This is a genomic window from Streptomyces sp. NPDC041814, assembly GCF_055590565.1.
On sequence record NZ_JBVJAM010000015.1, the window covers coordinates 114,793 to 133,123 of the forward strand.

Below are 18,331 nucleotides of genomic sequence, written 5' to 3' on the forward strand. Positions count from 1 at the left end.
CGGTCAAAGCCTCAATCATCCGTTGCTGAGCGGGTCTCGCGGCCCGCCGCGCTCCGGTCCTTCCCCGATCCCCCCTACCGAGGAGGCACAGCCATGGGCTCCTACGCCCTTCCGAGATCCGCTCTCAGCCGACCACTCCGCGCACTCCTGCCGGCCCTGCTCGTCGGCGTCCTGGGTGCTTCCGCCGCACTGGTCGCACCGTCGGAGGCGCACGCCGCCGAGACCACCCTCGGTGCCGCCGCGGCGCAGAGCGGACGCTACTTCGGCACCGCCATCGCCTCGGGCAAGCTCGGCGACTCGGCCTACACCTCGATCGCGTCCCGCGAGTTCAACATGGTGACGGCCGAGAACGAGATGAAGATCGACGCCACCGAGCCGCAGCGCGGCCAGTTCAACTTCACCGCCGGCGACCGCGTATACAACTGGGCCGTGCAGAACGGCAAGAAGGTGCGGGGCCACACCCTGGCCTGGCACTCCCAGCAGCCCGGCTGGATGCAGAGCCTCAGCGGCAGCACCCTGCGCCAGGCGATGATCGACCACATCAACGGTGTGATGGGCCACTACAAGGGCAAGATCGCCCAGTGGGACGTCGTGAACGAGGCGTTCGCGGACGGCAGTTCGGGTGGTCGCCGCGACTCCAACCTCCAGCGCAGCGGCAACGACTGGATCGAGGTGGCCTTCCGTACCGCGCGCGCCGCCGACCCGGCCGCCAAGCTCTGCTACAACGACTACAACATCGAGAACTGGAACTGGGCCAAGACCCAGGGCGTGTACAACATGGTCAAGGACTTCAAGCAGCGCGGAGTCCCCATCGACTGCGTCGGCTTCCAGTCCCACTTCAACAGCGGCAGCCCGTACGACAGCAACTTCCGCACCACCCTGCAGAGCTTCGCCGCCCTCGGCGTGGACGTGGCCATCACCGAGCTCGACATCCAGGGCGCGTCGGCCTCGACCTACGCCAACGTGACCAACGACTGCCTGGCCGTCTCGCGCTGCCTCGGCATCACCGTCTGGGGCGTCCGCGACAGCGACTCCTGGCGATCGGGTGACACGCCGCTGCTGTTCAACAACGACGGCAGCAAGAAGGCCGCCTACACCTCCGTCCTCAACGCCCTCAACGGCGGCTCCACCACGCCCCCCGACCCGGGCGGGAACGAGGGCGGAAGCGGGCAGCTGAAGGGCGTCGCCTCGGGCCGTTGCGTGGACGTGCCCAACTCCAGCACCTCGGACGGCGCCGCGGTCCAGCTGTACGACTGCCACAACGCCACCAACCAGCAGTGGGCGTCCACCTCCGCCGGGGAACTGCGGGTCTACGGCAACAAGTGCCTGGACGCCGCCGGCAGCGGCAACGGCGCCAAGATCCAGATCTACAGCTGCTGGGGCGGCGACAACCAGAAGTGGCGGCTCAACTCCGACGGATCCATCGTCGGCGTGCAGTCCGGACTCTGCCTCGACGCCGTGGGAGCCGGCACCGCCAACGGCACCCAGCTCCAGCTCTACACCTGCTCGGGCGGCAGCAACCAGCGCTGGACCCTGTCGTCCTGACACGGTCCCGCCCCGGCCTCCTCGCCCGACGGGGAATCCGCTGAGAGCCCCGGGGGCCACCGCCGTCACGGCGGTGGCCCCCCGCGGCGTGGCCCCCCGCTCCGCCTGTCGAGCAACCCCCCTGCACCCCGCACCATGAAAAGGAACCGCTTCCGTGCACACGTACGACAACCCGGTGATCAGCGGCTTCCACCCCGATCCGAGCGTCTGCCGGGCCGGTGACGACTACTACCTGGTGTGCTCCAGCTTCGAGTACTTCCCGGGGCTGCCCCTCTTCCACAGCAAGGACCTGGTGCACTGGGAGCAGATCGGCAACGTGCTCGACCGGCCCGGGCAACTGCCCCTGCCCCTCCCCGGCGCCAAGGCCTCCGGCGGCCTGTACGCCCCCACGATCCGCCACCACGACGGCCGTTACTGGGTCATCAACACCAACATCGACGGGGGCGGCAACTTCATCGTCACGGCCGAGCGGCCCGAGGGGCCGTGGAGCGATCCGGTGTGGCTCGACCTGACCGGCATCGACCCCGACCTCGCCTGGGAGGAGGACGGCACCTGCTGGTGCGCCTTCTCCGGACCCGCCGGGGGCATCAACATGGCCAGGATCGACCCGGTGACGGGGGAGGTCCTGGAAGGACCCTTCCCCACGTGGTCGGGCAGCGGTCTCAAGTTCCCCGAGGCACCACACCTCTACCGCATCGGCGACTGGTGGTACCTGCTGATCGCGGAAGGCGGCACGGAACGCGGCCACAGCGTGTCCATCGCCCGCAGCCGCTCGCCGCGCGGCCCCTGGGAGGGCGCACCCGCCAACCCGCTGCTCTCCCACAGCGGGACCGCCCGCGCCATCCAGAACACCGGCCACGCCGACCTGGTGCAGGCTCCCGACGGCAGCTGGTGGATGGTGCTGCTCGGCGTCCGCCCACGCGGCTTCACCCCCGATGTGCACGTGCTCGGCCGCGAGACGTACCTGACGCCCGTCGAATGGGACGACGAGGGCTGGCCCGTCGTCGCGCCCGTCCCCGGGAGCCACCCGGCCCCGGGCGGTGCCTGGCACCCCGTCGCCGCGCCGCCCGTCCGCGACGACTTCGACGCGCCGGCCCTCGCGCCGCACTGGATCTCGCCGTTCACCCGCCCGGAAGGCTCCTGGTCCCTCACCGAGCGGCCCGGCCGGCTGGTTCTCCACGCCACGGGCCCCACCCTGGACACCCCCGGGTACACCTTCGTCGGCCGCCGCCAGCAGCACCACGACTGCCGGGTCACCGCACTGATCGACCCCGGCACGGGCCGCGGCGGTCTCTGCGTACGCCTGGACGAGGCCCACCACTACGAGGTGGAGGCCGGCGACGGGGAGGTCCGCGTCGTCGCACGCATCGGCCCCCTGGCCCGGACCGTGGCCCGCAGGCCGGTCACCGCCGGGCCGCTGCGCCTCACCGTGGCGATCCGCACGCGCGACCTCGTCCCCGCGTCCCCCCACCTCACGGACGGCGGCACCACCGGCCCCGACACCCTCGCCTTCTGGCTCGGCGATCCCGGAGCGCCGGACGCCTCGCCGCTGGCCGAACTGGACGGGCGCTACCTCTCCACCGAGGTCGCCTGCGGATTCACCGGCCGGGTGATCGGCATGTACGCCACACGGGGCTCGGTCGCGTTCGACTGGTACGAGTACGTCCCGGCTCCGCAGCCGTCCGCATGAGGCCCCGTGCGCCCGCCCGAAGCCGCCTCCGGCCTGCGAAGGACCCTCTCCTCGGTTGGGCTAACCTTTCTCCATGCCGCCCCGACCAGCCGCATCGCGCCCCACCCTCTCCCTGGTGGCCAAGACCGCCGGTACGAGCGTTCCCACGGTGTCCAAGGTGCTGCGAGGCGGAACGGACGTCTCGGCGGAGACCCGCGCGAAGGTCATGGAAGCCGTGCGGGCCGTCGGCTACACCCGCCGGGCCGGGGCCAAGAGCGAGAAGGCGCGCGACGACAGCGGCGGTCTTTCCCAGGTGCTCGACCTGGTGGTCACCCACTTCGAGGGGTCCTGGGCGAACCTGCTGATAGCCGGTGTCGGTCGTGAAGCGGCGGCAGCGGGGCTCGACGTCGTCCTGACCCTCGCCCAGCCGCAGGGCGACTGGGTGTCACGGCTGCTGCGAAGGCGCACCATCGGTGTGATCGGGACGCTCGTCGATCCCGCGTCGCAGCAGTTCGGCGCACTTTTCGCCGCGGGTGTCCCCGTCGTGCTGATCGACCCCATGAGCACACCCCCCTCCGGGGTGGCGAGCGTCGGAGTGGCGAACTGGGAAGGCGGCCGTATGGCCGGGGAACACCTCCTGTCGCTCGGGCACGAGCGGATGGGCGTGGTCGCCGGCCATGCCCGCCACCTCTTCAGCAGGGCGCGCGTCGACGGATTCCGTGCGGCCGCCGATACCACGACCGCCGGCAGCGCCACCGTTTCGGTGGCCCACGGCGCGTGGAACCGGGCGAAGGCGGCGACCGCCACCCATGCCCTGCTCGACGGCGATCCGGGGATCACCGGAATCTTCGCCTGCGCCGACTCGATGGCCCTCGGCGTCTACGACGCACTGGCGGTCCGGGGCCTGCGCATCCCCGAGGACATCAGCGTCATCGGCTTCGACGACCTGCCCGAGGCGCAGTACATCACCCCCGGCCTGACGACGGTCAGACAGCCGAGTACCGAGTTGGGCGCCGCCGCCGTCAAGCTGCTCATCGAGCTCTCCCGGGGCGAGGACGGGGGCGCCCGGTCACCCGCGCGCATGGAACTGGCCACGGAACTGGTCGTCCGGGCCTCCACCGGTCCCGTCCGGGCGTTCGCGCCGTCGCCCCGCTGACCGGGGCGGACGGTCCGGGCCCGCTTTCCCGTCGTGGTCCCCGCCCGCGTCAGGACGGCGCGGACGGCACGACCTGGAGGACGAGGCGGCTCGGGCGGGGGGCGCCCTGACGGATCGTGTACTCCGCGACGACGGGCTCCGCCGCCTGCCCGGCCGGGTCGAAGACGTTGCTTCCGACGTCCCAGCGCGGTGACGAACTGGGCGCGACGTCGACGCGCACCCGGTGGCCCGGCAGGAACGTGTGCGCCGTCGACCAGAGGTCGATCACGAACTCGTGGTCCCGGCCCGGCTCCAACGACCGTCGCCGGCCCACGCCCGTGACCGGGTCCACGAACCGCGCCGAACCGCGCTGCACCCCGTCGGTGACGACGCGACCGACACCGTCCGGGCCCTCGTCGCACAGCCGCACGATCACGTCCGCGTCGTTCCCCGTCGTCGTGAGGTGGACGACGGCGCGGACCGCGCCCAGCACGGTCAGTTCCCCGGTGAGCGGTGCGGTCCGCCAGGAGACCACATCCTGGCGCGCCTCGATCGCCGCCTGGTCCTCCGGCCCCGCTCCGAACGGCCCGAAGAGGAGCACCGATCCGCCGCACGTGGGAACGGGGCACGCCGGATCGCTCGTCAGCCGCCGTTCGCCGGGCCCGGCCGCCTCTGTCGTCAGCGTGCCTTCGGCATTCAGGTACAGCTCCAGCGACCGTGTGCCGGGCGGAGGGAACTCCTCCAGTTCGATCCACCGGTTCGCGCCCATGAGGAACACCCGCACCGGCGGCAGGTCCGCCGTCGCGGCGCGCAGAGTGGCGCCGAACCACAGCACGTGCTGGGTGGTGAGGTCCCCGTGGCCGCCGAGACGGTCGGCGGACGCCTCCGGTCCGAAGCCCGCTCCGCCGGCCCGGCCCGAGAAGTCGTCGTGCGTCCAGGGGCCGACCAGGAGGCGGGGGACCGGCCCGCCGGTGGCCTTCGCACGGCGCAGCAGCCGCCGGTAGAGCTCAAGGGTCGGACCGAGGAAGACGTCGAACCAGCCGCCGATCAGGAAGACCGGTACGTCGACGGCGTCGATCCGGTCGACGACCTTTCCCTCGCGATGACGTTCCGACCCGAGCGGCTCCCGCAGCAGCTCCAGACCCCACGCGACGATCGCCTCCGCGCCCTGCCCGGCGTGCGGGGCCCCGACCCGGAACGCCGAACGGTCCGTGAGCGCCCGCTCGGTGGCCTCCCACCGTGCCGCCTCGGCCTCCCGTTCGCGTACGGAACCGATGCGCGCGATCTGGTCCGGGGCGATCGCGTAGTGGGTCCACGCCAGGGTGCTGCCGATCTCGGGCACCCCGCCCCGGAACCGGAAACCGTCGAGTGCCGACAACGCGGGCGTCATGGCCGCGGCGACCGCCCGCAACCCCGGTGAGCCTCCGAGCAGGGCGGCGAACTGCGTGTCCGAGGCGTAGGAGGCGCCCCACATCCCGACGGTGCCGTCGCATTCGGGGAGCCCCGCGAGCCATGCCACGGCGTCGGCGCCGTCGTCCACCTCCTGCGCACAGGGGACGAACACCCCCTCGGAGCCGTGGCGGCCCCGGACGTCCTGGAGCGCGACGAGGTATCCGGCGGCGACGAGCCGCCCGACGTCGAGCATCCCCTCGCGCTCGTCACGGGCGACGTCGTAGGGGTGGCGGGTCAGCAGAGCGGGCCAGGGCCCAGGTCCGTGCGGAATGAGGAGCAGGGTGCGCAGGCGCGTCCCGTCACGCAACGCGCAGGCTGTCTCGCGGCGTTCGGCGACCGGGTCCGCCGAATCGTCCGCGGGGCCGGTGGCCCGGAAGCCGGTCTGCCGTTGAGCCGCGCTCGTGTCGTCGCTCACCGCAGGGCGACCGCCGTCCAGGAGGTCGGCGGCAGCTCGATGGTGAGCAGGCCGTCGGCGAGTGCCGCGCCGGTGTTCGGGACCGGGGTCACCCGGTCCCGGTGGGCGAGCGTGTTCCTGGCGTACACGTCGGAGTCGGCCAGGGTCACCGCCTCCGTGATGCGCGAGCGGCCGAGGCTGCGCACGTCCACGGTGACCTCGGCCGCTTCCGCGGTGTCGCGGTTGACGAGGAAGATCGCGGCCCGGTCCTCGTCGGCGGTCGCGACGGCGTCGATGACGGACGCCTCACCGTAGCGAGCCGTTTCGTACACCGGCGCGTCGATCAGGGGGCGGAGCACCTCTCCGGTGGCCAGCCGGCTCGTGATCGAGAACGGGTAGAAGGTCGTCTGCCGCCAGGCCGGGCCGCCGGGTTCCGTCATGATCGGCGCGATCACGTTGACGAGCTGGGCCAGGGACGCCGAGGTGACGCGGTCGCTGCGGCGCAGCAGCGTCATCAGCAGGTTGCCGACGACCACGGCGTCCGCCACGGTGTAGGTGTCCTCCAGGAGACGGGGTGCGTGCTGCCACTCGTCCTGGATCTTGTCGGATTCCTGGTGCTCCTTGAGATACCAGACGTTCCACTCGTCGAAGGAGACAGCGATCTTCTTGGACGAGCGCTTCTTGTGCCCCACGTGGTCGGCGGTCGCGACGACGGTGTCGATGAAGTAGTCCATGTCGGTCGCCGAGGCGAGGAAGGAGCCGAGGTCGCCGTCGTGCTCCTGGTAGTACGCGTGGCAGGAGACGTAGTCGACGTGGTCGTAGCAGTGCTCCAGTACGGTGCGTTCCCAGTCGCCGAAGGTCGGCATGGCCGATCCGGAGGAGCCGCAGACAACGAGTTCGAGGTTCTCGTCGGCCCGCTTCATGGCGGCGGCGGTGCGGGCGGCCAGTTTGCCGTAGTCGTCCGCCGTCATGAAACCGGTCTGCCATGGCCCGTCCATCTCGTTGCCGAGGCACCACATGCGCACGTCGTGCGGCTCGGGAGTCCCATGGGCGACGCGCAGGTCCGACAACGTCGTGCCGGACGGGTGGTTGGCGTATTCCAGCAGGTCGAGTGCGGGCAGGATGCCCCGGGTGGCGACGTTGACGGCCAGCATCAACTCGGAGCCGGTGAGCCTGAGCCATCGCGCGAACTCGTCCAGACCGACCTGGTTGGATTCGAGTGAACGCCAGGCGAGGTCGCGGCGCACCGGCCGCTTCTCGCGCGGGCCGACCGAGTCCTCCCAGCGGAACCCGGAGACGAAGTTGCCGCCCGGGTAGCGGATGGTCGTGCTGCCGAGTTCCCGGACGAGACCGACGACGTCCATGCGGAACCCGTCCGCGTTCGCGCTCGGGTGACCCGGCTCGTAGAGACCGGTGTACACGCACCGGCCGAGGTGCTCGACGAACGAGCCGAAGGTGCGGCGCTGGACAGGGGCGATGACGGCCTGCCTGTCGAGTTCTATGTGGGCGCGGGGCAATGCGGCGGTCCTTTCGCGGTGATGGCGCGTGCCGGGCGGTCGGCACCGGGCAGCGGCCCGCCCCCGCCGGGACGTGCGGCAGGGGCAGGGCAGGGGTGGGCGGTACGGCGGGCCGGATGCCTGCGTCAGCCCTTCACGGCGCCGGTGAGGCCACCGACGATGCGCCTCTCGAATATCGAGAAGAAGACCAGTGCGGGCAGCATGGCGAGTGAGGTGAAGGCGAGGACCTTCGCGGTGTCCGTGGAGTACTGCGAGGTGAAGACCTGGACGCCGAGCGGCAGGGTGTAGTTCGCCTGCGTGTTGAGGATGTACAGCGGCAGGATGTAGTTGTTCCAGCTGCCGACGAATCCGAGGATGCCGACGGTCACCACCCCGGGCAGTGACAGCGGCAGCACCATGCGGAAGAAGAAGCCGAGCCGGCCCAGCCCGTCGATCGCGGCGGCCTCCTCGATCTCGTTCGGGATGGCCCTGAGGAACGGTACGAGGATGATGACGGTGGTCGGCAGGCCGAAGGCGATCTGCGGGATGATCACGCCGAGCAGGCTGTCGACGAGTCCGAGGTCCTTGATGACGAGGTACAGCGGAGTGATCGCGATGACCAGGGGGAACATCAACCCGGCGGCGAACAGGGAGTACATCGCCCCCTTGAGTTTGAAGTCGTAGCGTGCGATGACGAAGCTCACCATCATCCCCGTGGCGACGATGCCGACGGTGCTGGCGATCGCGACGATGAGGGAGTTGGCGAACTCGCCCCAGAAGACGTTCGACGTGAGGATGCCGGTGTAGTTGCCGATCACCCAAGGGTGCGGCAGGCCGGCCGGATCCGTGGTGATCTGCGAGTTGGAGCGGAATCCGCCGAGCACGATGTAGAGAACCGGTGCGACGCACACACCGACGAAGAGCAGCGCGACGAAGTAGACGACCGGGCTGCCCCACTTCTGCGGAGCGCCGCGGCGGCCGGTGGGTGGCGTCGGCTCCGGCGCGGGGGACGTCCGGGAAACGGTGGTCGTCACGCTCATCACACGGTCCCTTCCGTGACGGCGCCCCGGAGGTCGCGGCGCAGGACGAAGCGCTGGTAGATCAGGGCGACGACGAGCGAGATGACGAACATGACCACCGCGACGGCGCTGCCGTAGCCGTAGTTGCCCGCGTTGCGTCCCTGGGCGAGCATGTAGATCGCCATCGTCGACGTGCCGGTCGTGCCCGCGACGTACGGGCCCCAGATGATGTAGACGAGGTCGAACAACTGCAGTGAGCCGATGATCGACAGGAAGGCCCAGATGCGGATCGTCGGCCCCAGCAGCGGCAGCGTGATGCGGCGCTGGATCTGCCAGTAGGTGGCACCGTCGATCTGCGCGGCCTCGAAGATCTCCTCGGGGATCGACTGGAGGCCGGCGAGCATGAGGATCACCGCGAAGCCGATGTACTTCCACGTGATGATGGCGACCAGGGTCCAGATGGCCAGGTCCGGGTCGGCGATCCAGTCGGCTGCCAGGGATCCCAGGCCGATCCTTTCCAGCAGTCCGTTGGCGGCGCCGTCGCTCTGCAGTATCAAGCCCCAGCCGATGCCGACGATGATCTCGGACACGATGTAGGGCACGAAGATCAGGACGCGGATCGCCGAGCGGCCGCGGATCTTCTGGTTGAGCAGCAGGGCGAGGGCGATCGCTATCGGGCCCTGGACGACCAGTGACAGCACGAGGAGCAGCCCGTTGTGCCACAGGACGTCGTGGAACGCGGGGTCGGTCAGGATCAGCTTGTAGTTGCTCAGACCGACCCAGTCGGTGGGATCTCCGTAGCCCTTCCACCGGTAGAACCCGTAGTACGCGGCGAGCACGATCGGGAAGATCACGAACGCCAGGAACATGATGATCGCCGGCGCGGACAGGACCGCGATCTCCAGTCGCATCCTGGCACGGCCTCGGCGGTGGGCAGCCGCTCGCGGCGGAGCCGGGGTTGCGGACTTCGCCACACCCCTGGCCCCTTGCATGCCCTGCGACTGGCGGCCGTGGGCCGGGTCAGCGCCCAGGGTGTCGCTCATGTCTGCTTACTCAGCCCTTCTCGGCGGCGGCTTTGACGTCCTTCACGATGTCGCCGGCCGTGCCCTTGCCGGCCATCAGGTTCACGACGGCGATGTTCATGGCGTTGCCGACGTTCTGGCCGTACACGGTGTCGAGGAACTGCATGGAGTACGCCGCCTTGTTGAACGCCTGCAGCGCCGAGATGTTGTACGTCTCGGTGACGACCCCCTGGGCGGCCTTGTTCACCGGAATGGTGTCGAATGCCTTCCCGTACGCTTCCTGCTGCTCCTTGGTCACGACGAACCGGAGGAAGTCCGCTGCCGCCTTCGGCGCGTTCTTGGCGAGGGAGTAGCCCCCGGCGCCGCCCATGATGGCGGTCGGGTCGCCCTTGCCGCCGGGCACCGAGGGGAAGGGGAACCATCCCAGGTCGGGGAGCTGCTTCTTGTCGGGCGTCAGGTCCGCGATCACACCGGGGTCCCAGTTGCCCATGAGCTCCATGGCCGCCTTGCGGTTGGCGAGCATGCCGGCGGACGATCCGGCTCCCTGCTGCGAGGTCGCCGTCAGGAAGCCCTTCTGGAAGGGGGCGTGCCCCAGCAGACCTGCCAGGTCCTCGCCGGCCTTGTTCCAGCACGGGTCGTCGAACGTGAGCGACTTGGCGGCCTCCTGCATGGTCTCCTGGCTGCACTCACGCAGAACGAAGTTGTAGTACCAGTGCGCGGCCGGCCAGGCGTCCTTGGCGCCGACGGCGATCGGCGCGACCTTGACCGTCTTCAGCTTGGCGACGGCGTCCGTGAGCTCGTCCATCGTCGTGGGTGGCGCGGTGATGCCGGCCTTCTTGAACAGGTCCTTGCTGTAGTAGATGCCTTCGGGCTGGGTGTCGAGCGGCATCGCGTAGACCGTGCCGTCGATCGAAACACCTTGCAGGGCCGCCTCGCCCACGTTCGCCCGGTCGGTGTCGGTCAGGTCCAGTGCCCGGATCTGCCCGGCGTCGACCATGGCCTGCATCTTGCCGCCGCCGCGCTGGAGGAAGATGCTCGGCGCCGAGTTCGAGTTGAGCGCGTTCTGCAGCTTGCCGTCGAGGTCCTCGTTCTGGACCGACTGGATCTTGACCGTCACGTCCTTGTGCAGGGCCTGGTACGCCTTCGCGGCGTCCTTCCAGTACTTGGCGCCCCGGCCCTCCATGGCATTCGTCCAGACGGTCACCGTGGCGTGCCCGTCGGACGTACCGCTGCCGTCGTCGCCGCCGCCCGCGCAGCCGGCAGCGGCGAGTGCGACGCACAAGCCGATCGCGGCACCGGTCGTGCTGCGGATTCTCCTCGTCATCGTGGGAACTCCTGATCTGTTGCCGGTGGTCCAACTGCCGGGTTTTTTGCGCAAATTAATGAGCCACCCGTGAGGTAGGTGCAAGGTCTACCGCCTGAAATGAACGCTGAGCAACCATTAGTTTTCGCAAGTTGCGGGATCGTTATCGATCGTTTCGATCGCCGGGGCTGCGGGCCGCGAGAGGGCGTCCGAAGATCGCCGGGCGGTCCGTCCGACGTCTTGACACCGCTTTCCCGATCTCCCTACGGTGCGCAGCACATTGAGCGAGCGCCGGCCTTCCGCCCGCCCGTCCAGGCGCGCCTCGCGCCGCACCGCAGCAGAGGAACCCCACCATGCGGATCGTCGTCCCCCGACAGTCGACAGCCCGACTCTCCGATGCCTGGCGTCATTGCGTCGGCACCGGCCGCCTCGATCTCGCGCTACGGCGCGACTACCAGGAATCGCTCGCCCTCGTTCAGCGCGACATCGGTTTCCGGTACATCCGGGGGCACGGCCTCCTCAGCGACGGGATGGGCATCCACCACCCCTACCACCACGCCGGTGAGCGCCGCGTACGTCACGCCTTCACGTACGTCGACCAAGTGGTCGACGCCTACCTGGAGATGGGTATCGCGCCCTTCCTCGAACTCGGGTTCATGCCCTCGGGGCTGGCCTCCGGCGACGACACCGTGTTCTGGTGGAAGGGCAACATCACTCCTCCGCGTGACGAGAGGGAGTGGGCGGACCTCGTCCGGGCCGTCATGGGGCACCTGATCGACCGCTACGGCGCCGACCAGGTGCGCCGGTGGCCGGTAGAGGTGTGGAACGAGCCGAACCTGGCTCCGTTCTGGGCCTCCGACCAGGACGGCTATCACCGCCTGTACGAGGTGACCTCGCTGGCCGTCAAGGAGGTCGACGCCGGGCTCCAGGTCGGCGGTCCGTCGCTGGCGCCGGGCTACCAGGACGAGTGGATCCAGCGCTTCGCGGAGTTCGTGGAGGCTCGCGACCTGCCCATCGATTTCGTCAGCCGCCACGCCTACTCGTCGGGCCCCGTACAGCCCGTACCGTTCGGCGCTCACCAGACCCTCATGCCGGCGTCGGCACTGCTGGAGCAGTTCGGGGCCCCGCGGCGGCAGCTGGCGGGCACCCGGCTCGCGGAACTCCCCTTGCACATCACGGAGTTCAACTCCTCGTACCGGCCGGACAATCCGATCCACGACACCGCGTTCCATGCGGCGTACCTGGCCCCGGTACTCGTGAACGGAGGGGACCTCGCGGACTCCTTCTCGTACTGGACCTTCAGTGACGTCTTCGAAGAGGTGGGCATACCCACGGCGCCGTTCCATGGCGGCTTCGGCCTCCTGACACACCGCCAGATCAAGAAGCCCACCTACCACTTGTACACATTCATGGCGGAGATGGGGGAGCAGATCCTTGCCCGGGGTGAGGACCACCTGGTGACACGGCACGACGACGGCCGGATCACCGTGCTGGCCTGGGCACCGGCCGACCCGGCGGGCGGCGATCCCGTGAACGGGCACTCCCTCCGGCTGTCCCTGCCCGTCGGAGCCCCGGACGCGCGGGGCTCCGCCTATCTCCGTCGCCGCTCCGTGAGTGAGGAGGCGGGCAACCCCTGGGCCGCCTGGTGCGAGATGGGCCGGCCGCTCGCGCCCGGCCACCGTCAGATCGACGCCTTGCGCGAGGCGGCCGAACCGGCCCGCTCGCACGGGAACGTTCCCGTGGCCGGCGGGCGTGCCGACGTGCACCTCGTCCTGAGCCGGCACGAGGTGACGCTCGTGGAGCTCACACCGGTCGCCGACGAGACGCCCGACTGGTGGAGCGACGACCGCCTGTTCGGGCTCGGCGACGAGGGGGCCGACGTCTCCGCGGCCCAGGACTGAGCACTCCACCCCACCGCACGAGAGGAGCACACCCGTGCCGAAGGCGACCGTCTCCCTGCGGGACCGCCTCCACGCGGCGGGCCTGACCGATGTCATCGCGGTCGAGCCGGCCACCGGAGGTTTCGCCGCGACCGGCGGACTGGCCCGCCGCGCCGACGGCACGTCGGTGTTCGTCAAGGCGTTCGCCGAGTCACCGTCGGACGACGTCTTCGCCGCGGAAGCCGAAGGGCTGGCCGTGTTGCGCGAGGCGGGAGGCATCACCACCCCCGAGGTCGTGCTCGCCGGCCGCGACGTACTCGTGCTGTCCGCGCTGAGCCCCCGCCCGGAGACCCAGTCGTTCTGGGAGCGGCTCGCACACGTGCTGGCCCACCTGCACACCGCCACGCGGCACCCCCGATTCGGGTGGCACCGGGACAACTGGCTGGGACGTCGTCGTCAGGTCAACACCTGGGCCGACGACGGATACGAGTTCTTCGCAAGGAACCGTCTGCTGCGCTGGCTCGGCGAGCGACGCGTCGAGCAAGCGCTCGACGCGTCGGACCGGGCGGCGCTGGAGCGGCTGTGCAACCGACTGCCCGACCTGCTGCCGGTCGCGCCCGCGTGCCTGACGCATGGCGACCTGTGGACGATGAACGTCATGGCCACCCCCGACGGGCGGCCCGCACTGATCGACCCGGCCGTGTCCTACACATGGGCGGAGGTCGACCTGGCCCACCTGTGGACGACGTCGCCTCCGCCCGAGTCGCACGTGTTCTTCGAGGTCTACGCGGAGCTGACCGGCCTCGACCGGGACTGGCGCGCACGCATGCCGATCCTCCAGTTGCGCCAGCACCTGTCCGTCATCGCCCAGTTCGACGAGGACTGGGGAGCCGCTGACCTCGTACGCGCCACACTCGCCCCGTTCCGGCGCTCCTGAGCCCGCCGACCGCGACCTTGTGGCTCCCGGCACCCGAGCGCACAGACCCCCGTGCGCGTGGGAGGGAGGCTGAGCGGGGCCATCGGGCGCAGGACGCGGGGCCCCGGGGAACGCTGACCCGAGATGCGACGCGCTGTAGGCTGGAGAGCCAGCCCTTGACCTGCAAACGGCCAGGCAGGGAGCCTACGTCCAGGAGTACCTCGATGATGCGAACGATGTTCAAGTCCAAGATCCACCGTGCCACCGTGACCCAGGCCGACCTGCACTACGTGGGTTCCGTCACCGTCGACGCCGAGCTGATGGAGGCAGCGGATCTGCTGCCCGGTGAGCTCGTGCACATCGTGGACATCGACAACGGTGCCCGGCTGGAGACGTACGTCATCGAGGGCGAGCGCGGTTCCGGTGTGATCGGGATCAACGGTGCCGCCGCCCATCTGGTGCACCCGGGTGATCTGGTCATCCTCATCAGTTACGCCCAGGTCGAGGATGCCGAGGCGCGTGCCCTCGTCCCGCGTATCGTGCACGTCGACGCGGACAACCGCATCGTCGCACTCGGTGCCGACGCCTCCGCGCCCGTGCCGGGCAGTGACACCGAGCGCAGCCCGCACGCGGTGCCCGCGGCGCGCTGAGGCGGCTCGTCGAACGAGGGGTACACCGCCATGGCAGAGCAGACCGGGCCCGAGATCCGTGACGACCGGGCGGCCGGCAAGCTGTCCGCGTACGAGGGCGGCGAGGCCGTCGGTGTCATCGCGTACTTCGTGCTGGACGGCGAGCCCGCCGGGCTCGTCGCCGTCCACACGGTCGTCGGGGCCGGGCACGAGGGCAAGGGCATCGGCGGGGCCCTGGTCAGGGAGTTCTACGCCATGGCGGGGCGCGAGGGCGTCCCGGTCGTGCCGCTGTGCCCGTACGCCGCCAAGTGGGCATCGCGCCATCCCGGCGAGGCTCCCGAGGCGCCCGAAGGGCTGGTGGAGCGCGCGAAGACGCAGCTCGCCTCGCACCCCGAGCTGTACTGAACCGGAAGGAGCGGCCCGGCCGTGACGCTCGCGCTGCTGCACACCTCACCCGTCCACGTCCCGGTCTTCGACGCCCTGCGCGACACCGACCACCCGGGAACCGTTCTGCGCCACGTCGTACGGCAGGAGCTGCTGGCCACGGCGGCGGCGCTGGGGCCCGACGCGGTGGCCGACGAGGTGGAGGCGGTCGTCGCGGACCTGAGGGCCGACGGCGCGGACGCCGTGCTCTGCACCTGCTCCACCATCGGGGCGGTCGCGGAGGCGGCGGGCATCGCGGTCGGCGTTCCGGTCCTGCGTGTCGACCGGCCCATGGCGGCCGCGGCCGTCCGGGCCGGCCGGGTCACCGTCCTCGCCGCCCTCGCCTCGACCCTGGAGCCGACCCGCGCGCTGCTCGCCGAGGAGGCGGCCGGTGCCGGGCTGCCGGGGGCGGACGTGCGCACCGTGCTGGTGGAGGGCGCCTGGGACCGCTTCACGGCGGGGGACAACGACGGCTTCCTCGACCTGGTGGCGGCCTCGGCCGACGGGGTGCGCGACGCGGACGTCATCGTGCTCGCCCAGGGCTCCATGGCGGGCGCGGCCGGGCGTACGACCACCGGAATCCCTGTCCTGTCCAGCCCGCGCCCCGGCCTGGCCGCCGCGGTGGTGGCCGCGGGGCGGTGACCCGGCCGGGGAGTGCGCGTCGTCCGTGCCCGGCAAGGATCGGCGCCCGTACGTATGGGCTCGCCGGGCGCGGGCAGCCGCTCCGGGAGACGGTGGAAGAGGTCCACCCCCGATCGTTCGGAGGCCCGAGATGACTCATCCGTTCCCCGACCCCGTCCCTCCGGCGCCGACCCCGGGTCCGCTGCCGGAGCCGACGCCGCCCGCGCCGACCCCGCCCGCGCCCACCCCCCCGGCGCCGACGCCCACTCCGCCGGGGCCCGCGCCCGACCCGATCCCGCAGCCGCCGTCGCCGAACCCCGACCCGGTGCCTCCGCCCGAGCCCGAGCCGTCACCGGTCTGATCCGGTTCCTTCGCCGAGCCCGAGCCGTCACCGGTCTGAGCCGGCGCCGATCCGCGCCCGGCCGTCAGCCGGTGGCCAGCATCGCGTCGGCCCGGGCGGTGACCTCGGTCAGTACGCGGGCGGCCGCGGCCAGGTCCTCGGCCGGCAGGTCCCCGTACAACGCGGTCGCGATGCCGGCGACGCCCGCCTTGTACGACTGGATCAGCGCGTCGCCCACAGGGGTGAGCGCGAGCAGGTCACCGGGCCGCTCCTCCAGGAGACCGGCGGACGTCAGATCGGTGACGGTGGCCTCCGCCGCCGGAACGCCGAGCTTCACGGCGCCGGTCAGCCGCTCGGTCAGCGCACGGCGCTCGACGGTGCCGCCCGCGGCCTCGGCGGCGTTGAGCGCCAGAGCCTGGAAGAAGGTGGTGCCCGGTGGCAGCAGCCGTTCGGCAACGGCGCGGGTGGCGTAGTGGGCCATGCCGATGACCTGGCCGTTCACGGCGGGTGTGGTGGTCATGATGACTCCTCGCGGGAAGCGGTGACTGGGGGAACCGGCACGTCGAGCAGGGCCCTCAGCGCCTCGGTGAACGCCTCGGTTTCCTTGCCGCCGAGACCGCCCAGGGGTGCGAGCAGCCCGTCGACGAGCTCCCGCACCACCGTGACCGCGCGCTCCGTCGTCGCGCGGCCCTCCTCGGTCAGCGAGAGCCGGACGGCCCTGCTGTCCGAGGGGTCGGTGGTCCGTTCGACCAGACCCGCCGTCTCCAGGGCGCGGGCCAGCTTCGAGACGTAGAGCGCTTCGAGTCCGGTGTGGTCCGCCAGCGCGCGCTGACTCGGCCGCAGCCCCCCGTGCTCCATGCCCTGGAGAGAGGCGACCAGCGAATACTGCGCGTGCGTCAGGCCGAGCGGTGTCAGCGCCCGGTCGATGGCCACCCGCCACTTCATGGACAGGCGCCAGACCAGGAAACCCGGGGTCGCGCCCTCGATCGCGTTGCTCATGCCAGATACCGTACATGGCTACTATGTACGTGGCTACTAAATTTCGCGGGGCCATGGAAGCACGCGCCCCCGTTCGCCCGGTGCTCAGTCGCCCAGGTCGAGCAGGGCGTCTGCGTGCGCCAGGCCGCTCTCGGCCGAGACCGAGTCCAGGGACTGGGCGTCGCGTACCGGAGCGAACCGCACCACCGGCTCCTCGGAGCCGCTCGTACCGGCGAGGTCGAAGCCGTACACGGCCGGGCGCGGCAGGCTGTTGTACGACCACGGGGTGGAGAAGTAGTACGCGCCCGTGTCGTACAGCACCACGAAGTCACCGGCCCGCAGTTCGGGCAGCTCCCGGGCGTGTGCGACGACGTCGCCGGCGAAGCAGCACGGCCCCGCGACGTCCTGGGCCACCACGGGCCCGTCCTTCGGCCGCCCTTCGGCGTCGAAGGCGCCGACCCGAAGGGGCCAGGCGTCCGGCATGAAGACGGTGCGGGTGGCGGTCTGCGCGCCCGCGTGCGTCAGTGCGATACGGCGGCCGCCCGCGTCCTTCGTGTACTCGACCAGCGCGCCGATGAATCCGTTCTTCGCGAGCAGGGACCGCCCGAACTCGGTGACCAGCTCGTACCGCCCGTCGAAGAGCCCCGGCACGGCCGCCCGCAGCGCCGCCGCGTACGCCGCGAAGGTGGGGCGCACCTCGTCATCGGCGAAGTTGACCGGCAGACCGCCCCCGATGTCGAGCCCGGTGACCTGCCGCCGGCCCAGCGTCCCGTTGATCTCCTCGGCCAGCCGGTACGTCTCGGCGATCCCGGCGGCGATCAGCTCCAGGGAGCAGCCCTGCGAGCCGACATGGGCGTGCAGCCGGGTCAGCCACGGGTGAGCGGCGAACGCCTTCACGACCTTTTCCCGCGCGCCGGGGTCGCGCAGCGCCACGCCGAACTTCGACGTGGCCGTGGCCGTGCTCATCGCGCCGATCGAGCCGCCGCCGACCTGCGGGTTGACCCGGAGGCCGATGGCGGACACCGCGTCCGCCGGGCGCAGCGAGGCGATCCGGTCCACCTCGTCCAGGTTGTCCGCGTTGATCGCCACGCCCACGGCCAGGGCACGGCGGATCTCGTCCCGGGTCTTGGCGGGGGAGTCCAGCACGATCTTCGACGGCGCGAACCCGGCGTCCAGCGCGAGCCGCAGCTCGCCCGGGCTCGCGACCTCACAGCCCATCCCGCACCGCGCGAGCAGCCGCAGGACGGGGACCAGCGAGGACGCCTTCGCGGCGAAGGTGTGCAGCACGGCGGGCACCCCGGGGAACGCCTCGTGCAGGGCGGCGACCGAGGCGCGGACGCCGTCCGTGTCGATGAATCCGGCGACCGGGCTCGCCTCGCCGAGCAGGCCGGCGGCCACGGCGTGGCGTACGACCGCCGCGACACGCGCGGAGCCCGTCGGAGTCGAAGGGGAGAGGGCGGAGGAGGGCGAAGAAAGGCTCATGGAGCCAGAGTCTGCGATGAGTGCCCC

At 71.0% G+C, this 18,331-nt stretch carries 16 protein-coding genes; 8 read left to right on the forward strand and 8 right to left on the reverse strand.

The window, feature by feature from the left end; all coding sequences use genetic code 11:
- The first annotated feature begins 93 nt into the window (after positions 1–93).
- The 3 genes from ACZ6C6_RS30575 (at position 94) to ACZ6C6_RS30585 (ending at position 4,370) form a co-directional block, all read left to right on the forward strand.
- A complete protein-coding gene (locus ACZ6C6_RS30575) occupies positions 94–1,545 on the forward strand; it encodes an endo-1,4-beta-xylanase (RefSeq protein ID WP_469207443.1) in 1,452 nt (483 codons plus the stop codon).
- 154 nt (positions 1,546–1,699) lie between these two features.
- Positions 1,700–3,235: a glycoside hydrolase family 43 protein gene (locus ACZ6C6_RS30580; RefSeq protein WP_469207444.1), complete on the forward strand. Its 1,536-nt coding sequence runs from the start codon at positions 1,700–1,702 to the stop codon at positions 3,233–3,235.
- A 73-nt stretch (positions 3,236–3,308) separates the two neighbouring features.
- On the forward strand, positions 3,309–4,370 hold the full coding sequence (locus ACZ6C6_RS30585) for a LacI family DNA-binding transcriptional regulator (RefSeq protein WP_469207446.1): 1,062 nt from the start codon (positions 3,309–3,311) through the stop codon (positions 4,368–4,370).
- A gap of 49 nt (positions 4,371–4,419) precedes the next feature.
- On the opposite strand, the gene ACZ6C6_RS30590 is transcribed toward ACZ6C6_RS30585, so the two are convergent.
- The 5 genes from ACZ6C6_RS30590 to ACZ6C6_RS30610 form a co-directional block, all read right to left on the reverse strand.
- Positions 4,420–6,216 (reverse strand): CocE/NonD family hydrolase, encoded by a 1,797-nt coding sequence (locus ACZ6C6_RS30590; protein ID WP_469207448.1) that lies wholly within the window; start codon positions 6,214–6,216, stop codon positions 4,420–4,422.
- Complete coding sequence (gene arfA / locus ACZ6C6_RS30595; RefSeq protein ID WP_469207450.1) at positions 6,213–7,712, reverse strand: arabinosylfuranosidase ArfA; 1,500 nt, start codon at positions 7,710–7,712, stop codon at positions 6,213–6,215. Before arfA ends, ACZ6C6_RS30590 begins: the two co-directional genes overlap by 4 nt.
- A 125-nt stretch (positions 7,713–7,837) precedes the next feature.
- Positions 7,838–8,731: a carbohydrate ABC transporter permease gene (locus tag ACZ6C6_RS30600; protein ID WP_330314702.1), complete on the reverse strand. Its 894-nt coding sequence runs from the start codon at positions 8,729–8,731 to the stop codon at positions 7,838–7,840.
- The gene (locus ACZ6C6_RS30605; RefSeq protein ID WP_330314703.1) at positions 8,731–9,753 is read right to left on the reverse strand and encodes a carbohydrate ABC transporter permease; all 1,023 of its coding nucleotides are present in this window, start codon (positions 9,751–9,753) and stop codon (positions 8,731–8,733) included. Before ACZ6C6_RS30605 ends, ACZ6C6_RS30600 begins: the two co-directional genes overlap by 1 nt.
- A gap of 10 nt (positions 9,754–9,763) precedes the next feature.
- Complete coding sequence (locus ACZ6C6_RS30610) at positions 9,764–11,056, reverse strand: ABC transporter substrate-binding protein (protein ID WP_469207453.1); 1,293 nt, start codon at positions 11,054–11,056, stop codon at positions 9,764–9,766.
- A 332-nt stretch (positions 11,057–11,388) separates the two neighbouring features.
- Between ACZ6C6_RS30610 and ACZ6C6_RS30615 the strand changes: the two genes are divergently transcribed.
- From ACZ6C6_RS30615 to ACZ6C6_RS30635, 5 genes are all read left to right on the forward strand, one after another.
- Positions 11,389–12,936: a GH39 family glycosyl hydrolase gene (locus ACZ6C6_RS30615; protein WP_469207455.1), complete on the forward strand. Its 1,548-nt coding sequence runs from the start codon at positions 11,389–11,391 to the stop codon at positions 12,934–12,936.
- Positions 12,937–12,970: 34 nt separating this feature from the next.
- The gene (locus tag ACZ6C6_RS30620; protein WP_469207457.1) at positions 12,971–13,852 is read left to right on the forward strand and encodes a fructosamine kinase family protein; all 882 of its coding nucleotides are present in this window, start codon (positions 12,971–12,973) and stop codon (positions 13,850–13,852) included.
- A gap of 203 nt (positions 13,853–14,055) precedes the next feature.
- Positions 14,056–14,481, forward strand: a complete 426-nt coding sequence (panD, locus tag ACZ6C6_RS30625; protein ID WP_164398211.1) for an aspartate 1-decarboxylase — start codon at positions 14,056–14,058, stop codon at positions 14,479–14,481.
- A 30-nt stretch (positions 14,482–14,511) separates the two neighbouring features.
- Complete coding sequence (locus ACZ6C6_RS30630) at positions 14,512–14,865, forward strand: GNAT family N-acetyltransferase (RefSeq protein ID WP_469207459.1); 354 nt, start codon at positions 14,512–14,514, stop codon at positions 14,863–14,865.
- Positions 14,866–14,886: 21 nt separating this feature from the next.
- Complete coding sequence (locus ACZ6C6_RS30635) at positions 14,887–15,525, forward strand: aspartate/glutamate racemase family protein (RefSeq protein WP_469207461.1); 639 nt, start codon at positions 14,887–14,889, stop codon at positions 15,523–15,525.
- Positions 15,526–15,929: 404 nt separating this feature from the next.
- On the opposite strand, the gene ACZ6C6_RS30640 is transcribed toward ACZ6C6_RS30635, so the two are convergent.
- From ACZ6C6_RS30640 to ACZ6C6_RS30650, 3 genes are all read right to left on the reverse strand, one after another.
- Positions 15,930–16,364 carry a hypothetical protein gene (locus ACZ6C6_RS30640; protein ID WP_469207463.1) on the reverse strand — a complete coding sequence of 145 codons (435 nt, stop codon included), beginning with the start codon at positions 16,362–16,364 and terminating at the stop codon, positions 15,930–15,932.
- Positions 16,361–16,843, reverse strand: a complete 483-nt coding sequence (locus ACZ6C6_RS30645; RefSeq protein ID WP_469207465.1) for a MarR family winged helix-turn-helix transcriptional regulator — start codon at positions 16,841–16,843, stop codon at positions 16,361–16,363. The genes ACZ6C6_RS30640 and ACZ6C6_RS30645 overlap by 4 nt, the downstream gene beginning before the upstream one ends.
- Before the next feature lie 84 nt (positions 16,844–16,927).
- On the reverse strand, positions 16,928–18,304 hold the full coding sequence (locus ACZ6C6_RS30650) for a type III PLP-dependent enzyme domain-containing protein (RefSeq protein WP_469207467.1): 1,377 nt from the start codon (positions 18,302–18,304) through the stop codon (positions 16,928–16,930).
- Between the last annotated feature and the right edge of the window lie 27 nt (positions 18,305–18,331).

Coding starts and splice junctions, on each gene's coding strand:
- ACZ6C6_RS30645 (WP_469207465.1), bottom strand. CDS start 16,843: ATGAGCAACGCGATCGAGGGCGCGACCCCGGGTTTCCTGGTCTGGCGC.
- ACZ6C6_RS30650 (WP_469207467.1), bottom strand. CDS start 18,304: ATGAGCCTTTCTTCGCCCTCCTCCGCCCTCTCCCCTTCGACTCCGACG.
- panD (WP_164398211.1), top strand. CDS start 14,056: ATGATGCGAACGATGTTCAAGTCCAAGATCCACCGTGCCACCGTGACC.
- ACZ6C6_RS30615 (WP_469207455.1), top strand. CDS start 11,389: ATGCGGATCGTCGTCCCCCGACAGTCGACAGCCCGACTCTCCGATGCC.
- ACZ6C6_RS30640 (WP_469207463.1), bottom strand. CDS start 16,364: ATGACCACCACACCCGCCGTGAACGGCCAGGTCATCGGCATGGCCCAC.
- ACZ6C6_RS30600 (WP_330314702.1), bottom strand. CDS start 8,731: ATGAGCGTGACGACCACCGTTTCCCGGACGTCCCCCGCGCCGGAGCCG.
- ACZ6C6_RS30630 (WP_469207459.1), top strand. CDS start 14,512: ATGGCAGAGCAGACCGGGCCCGAGATCCGTGACGACCGGGCGGCCGGC.
- ACZ6C6_RS30575 (WP_469207443.1), top strand. CDS start 94: ATGGGCTCCTACGCCCTTCCGAGATCCGCTCTCAGCCGACCACTCCGC.
- ACZ6C6_RS30610 (WP_469207453.1), bottom strand. CDS start 11,056: ATGACGAGGAGAATCCGCAGCACGACCGGTGCCGCGATCGGCTTGTGC.
- ACZ6C6_RS30585 (WP_469207446.1), top strand. CDS start 3,309: ATGCCGCCCCGACCAGCCGCATCGCGCCCCACCCTCTCCCTGGTGGCC.
- ACZ6C6_RS30605 (WP_330314703.1), bottom strand. CDS start 9,753: ATGAGCGACACCCTGGGCGCTGACCCGGCCCACGGCCGCCAGTCGCAG.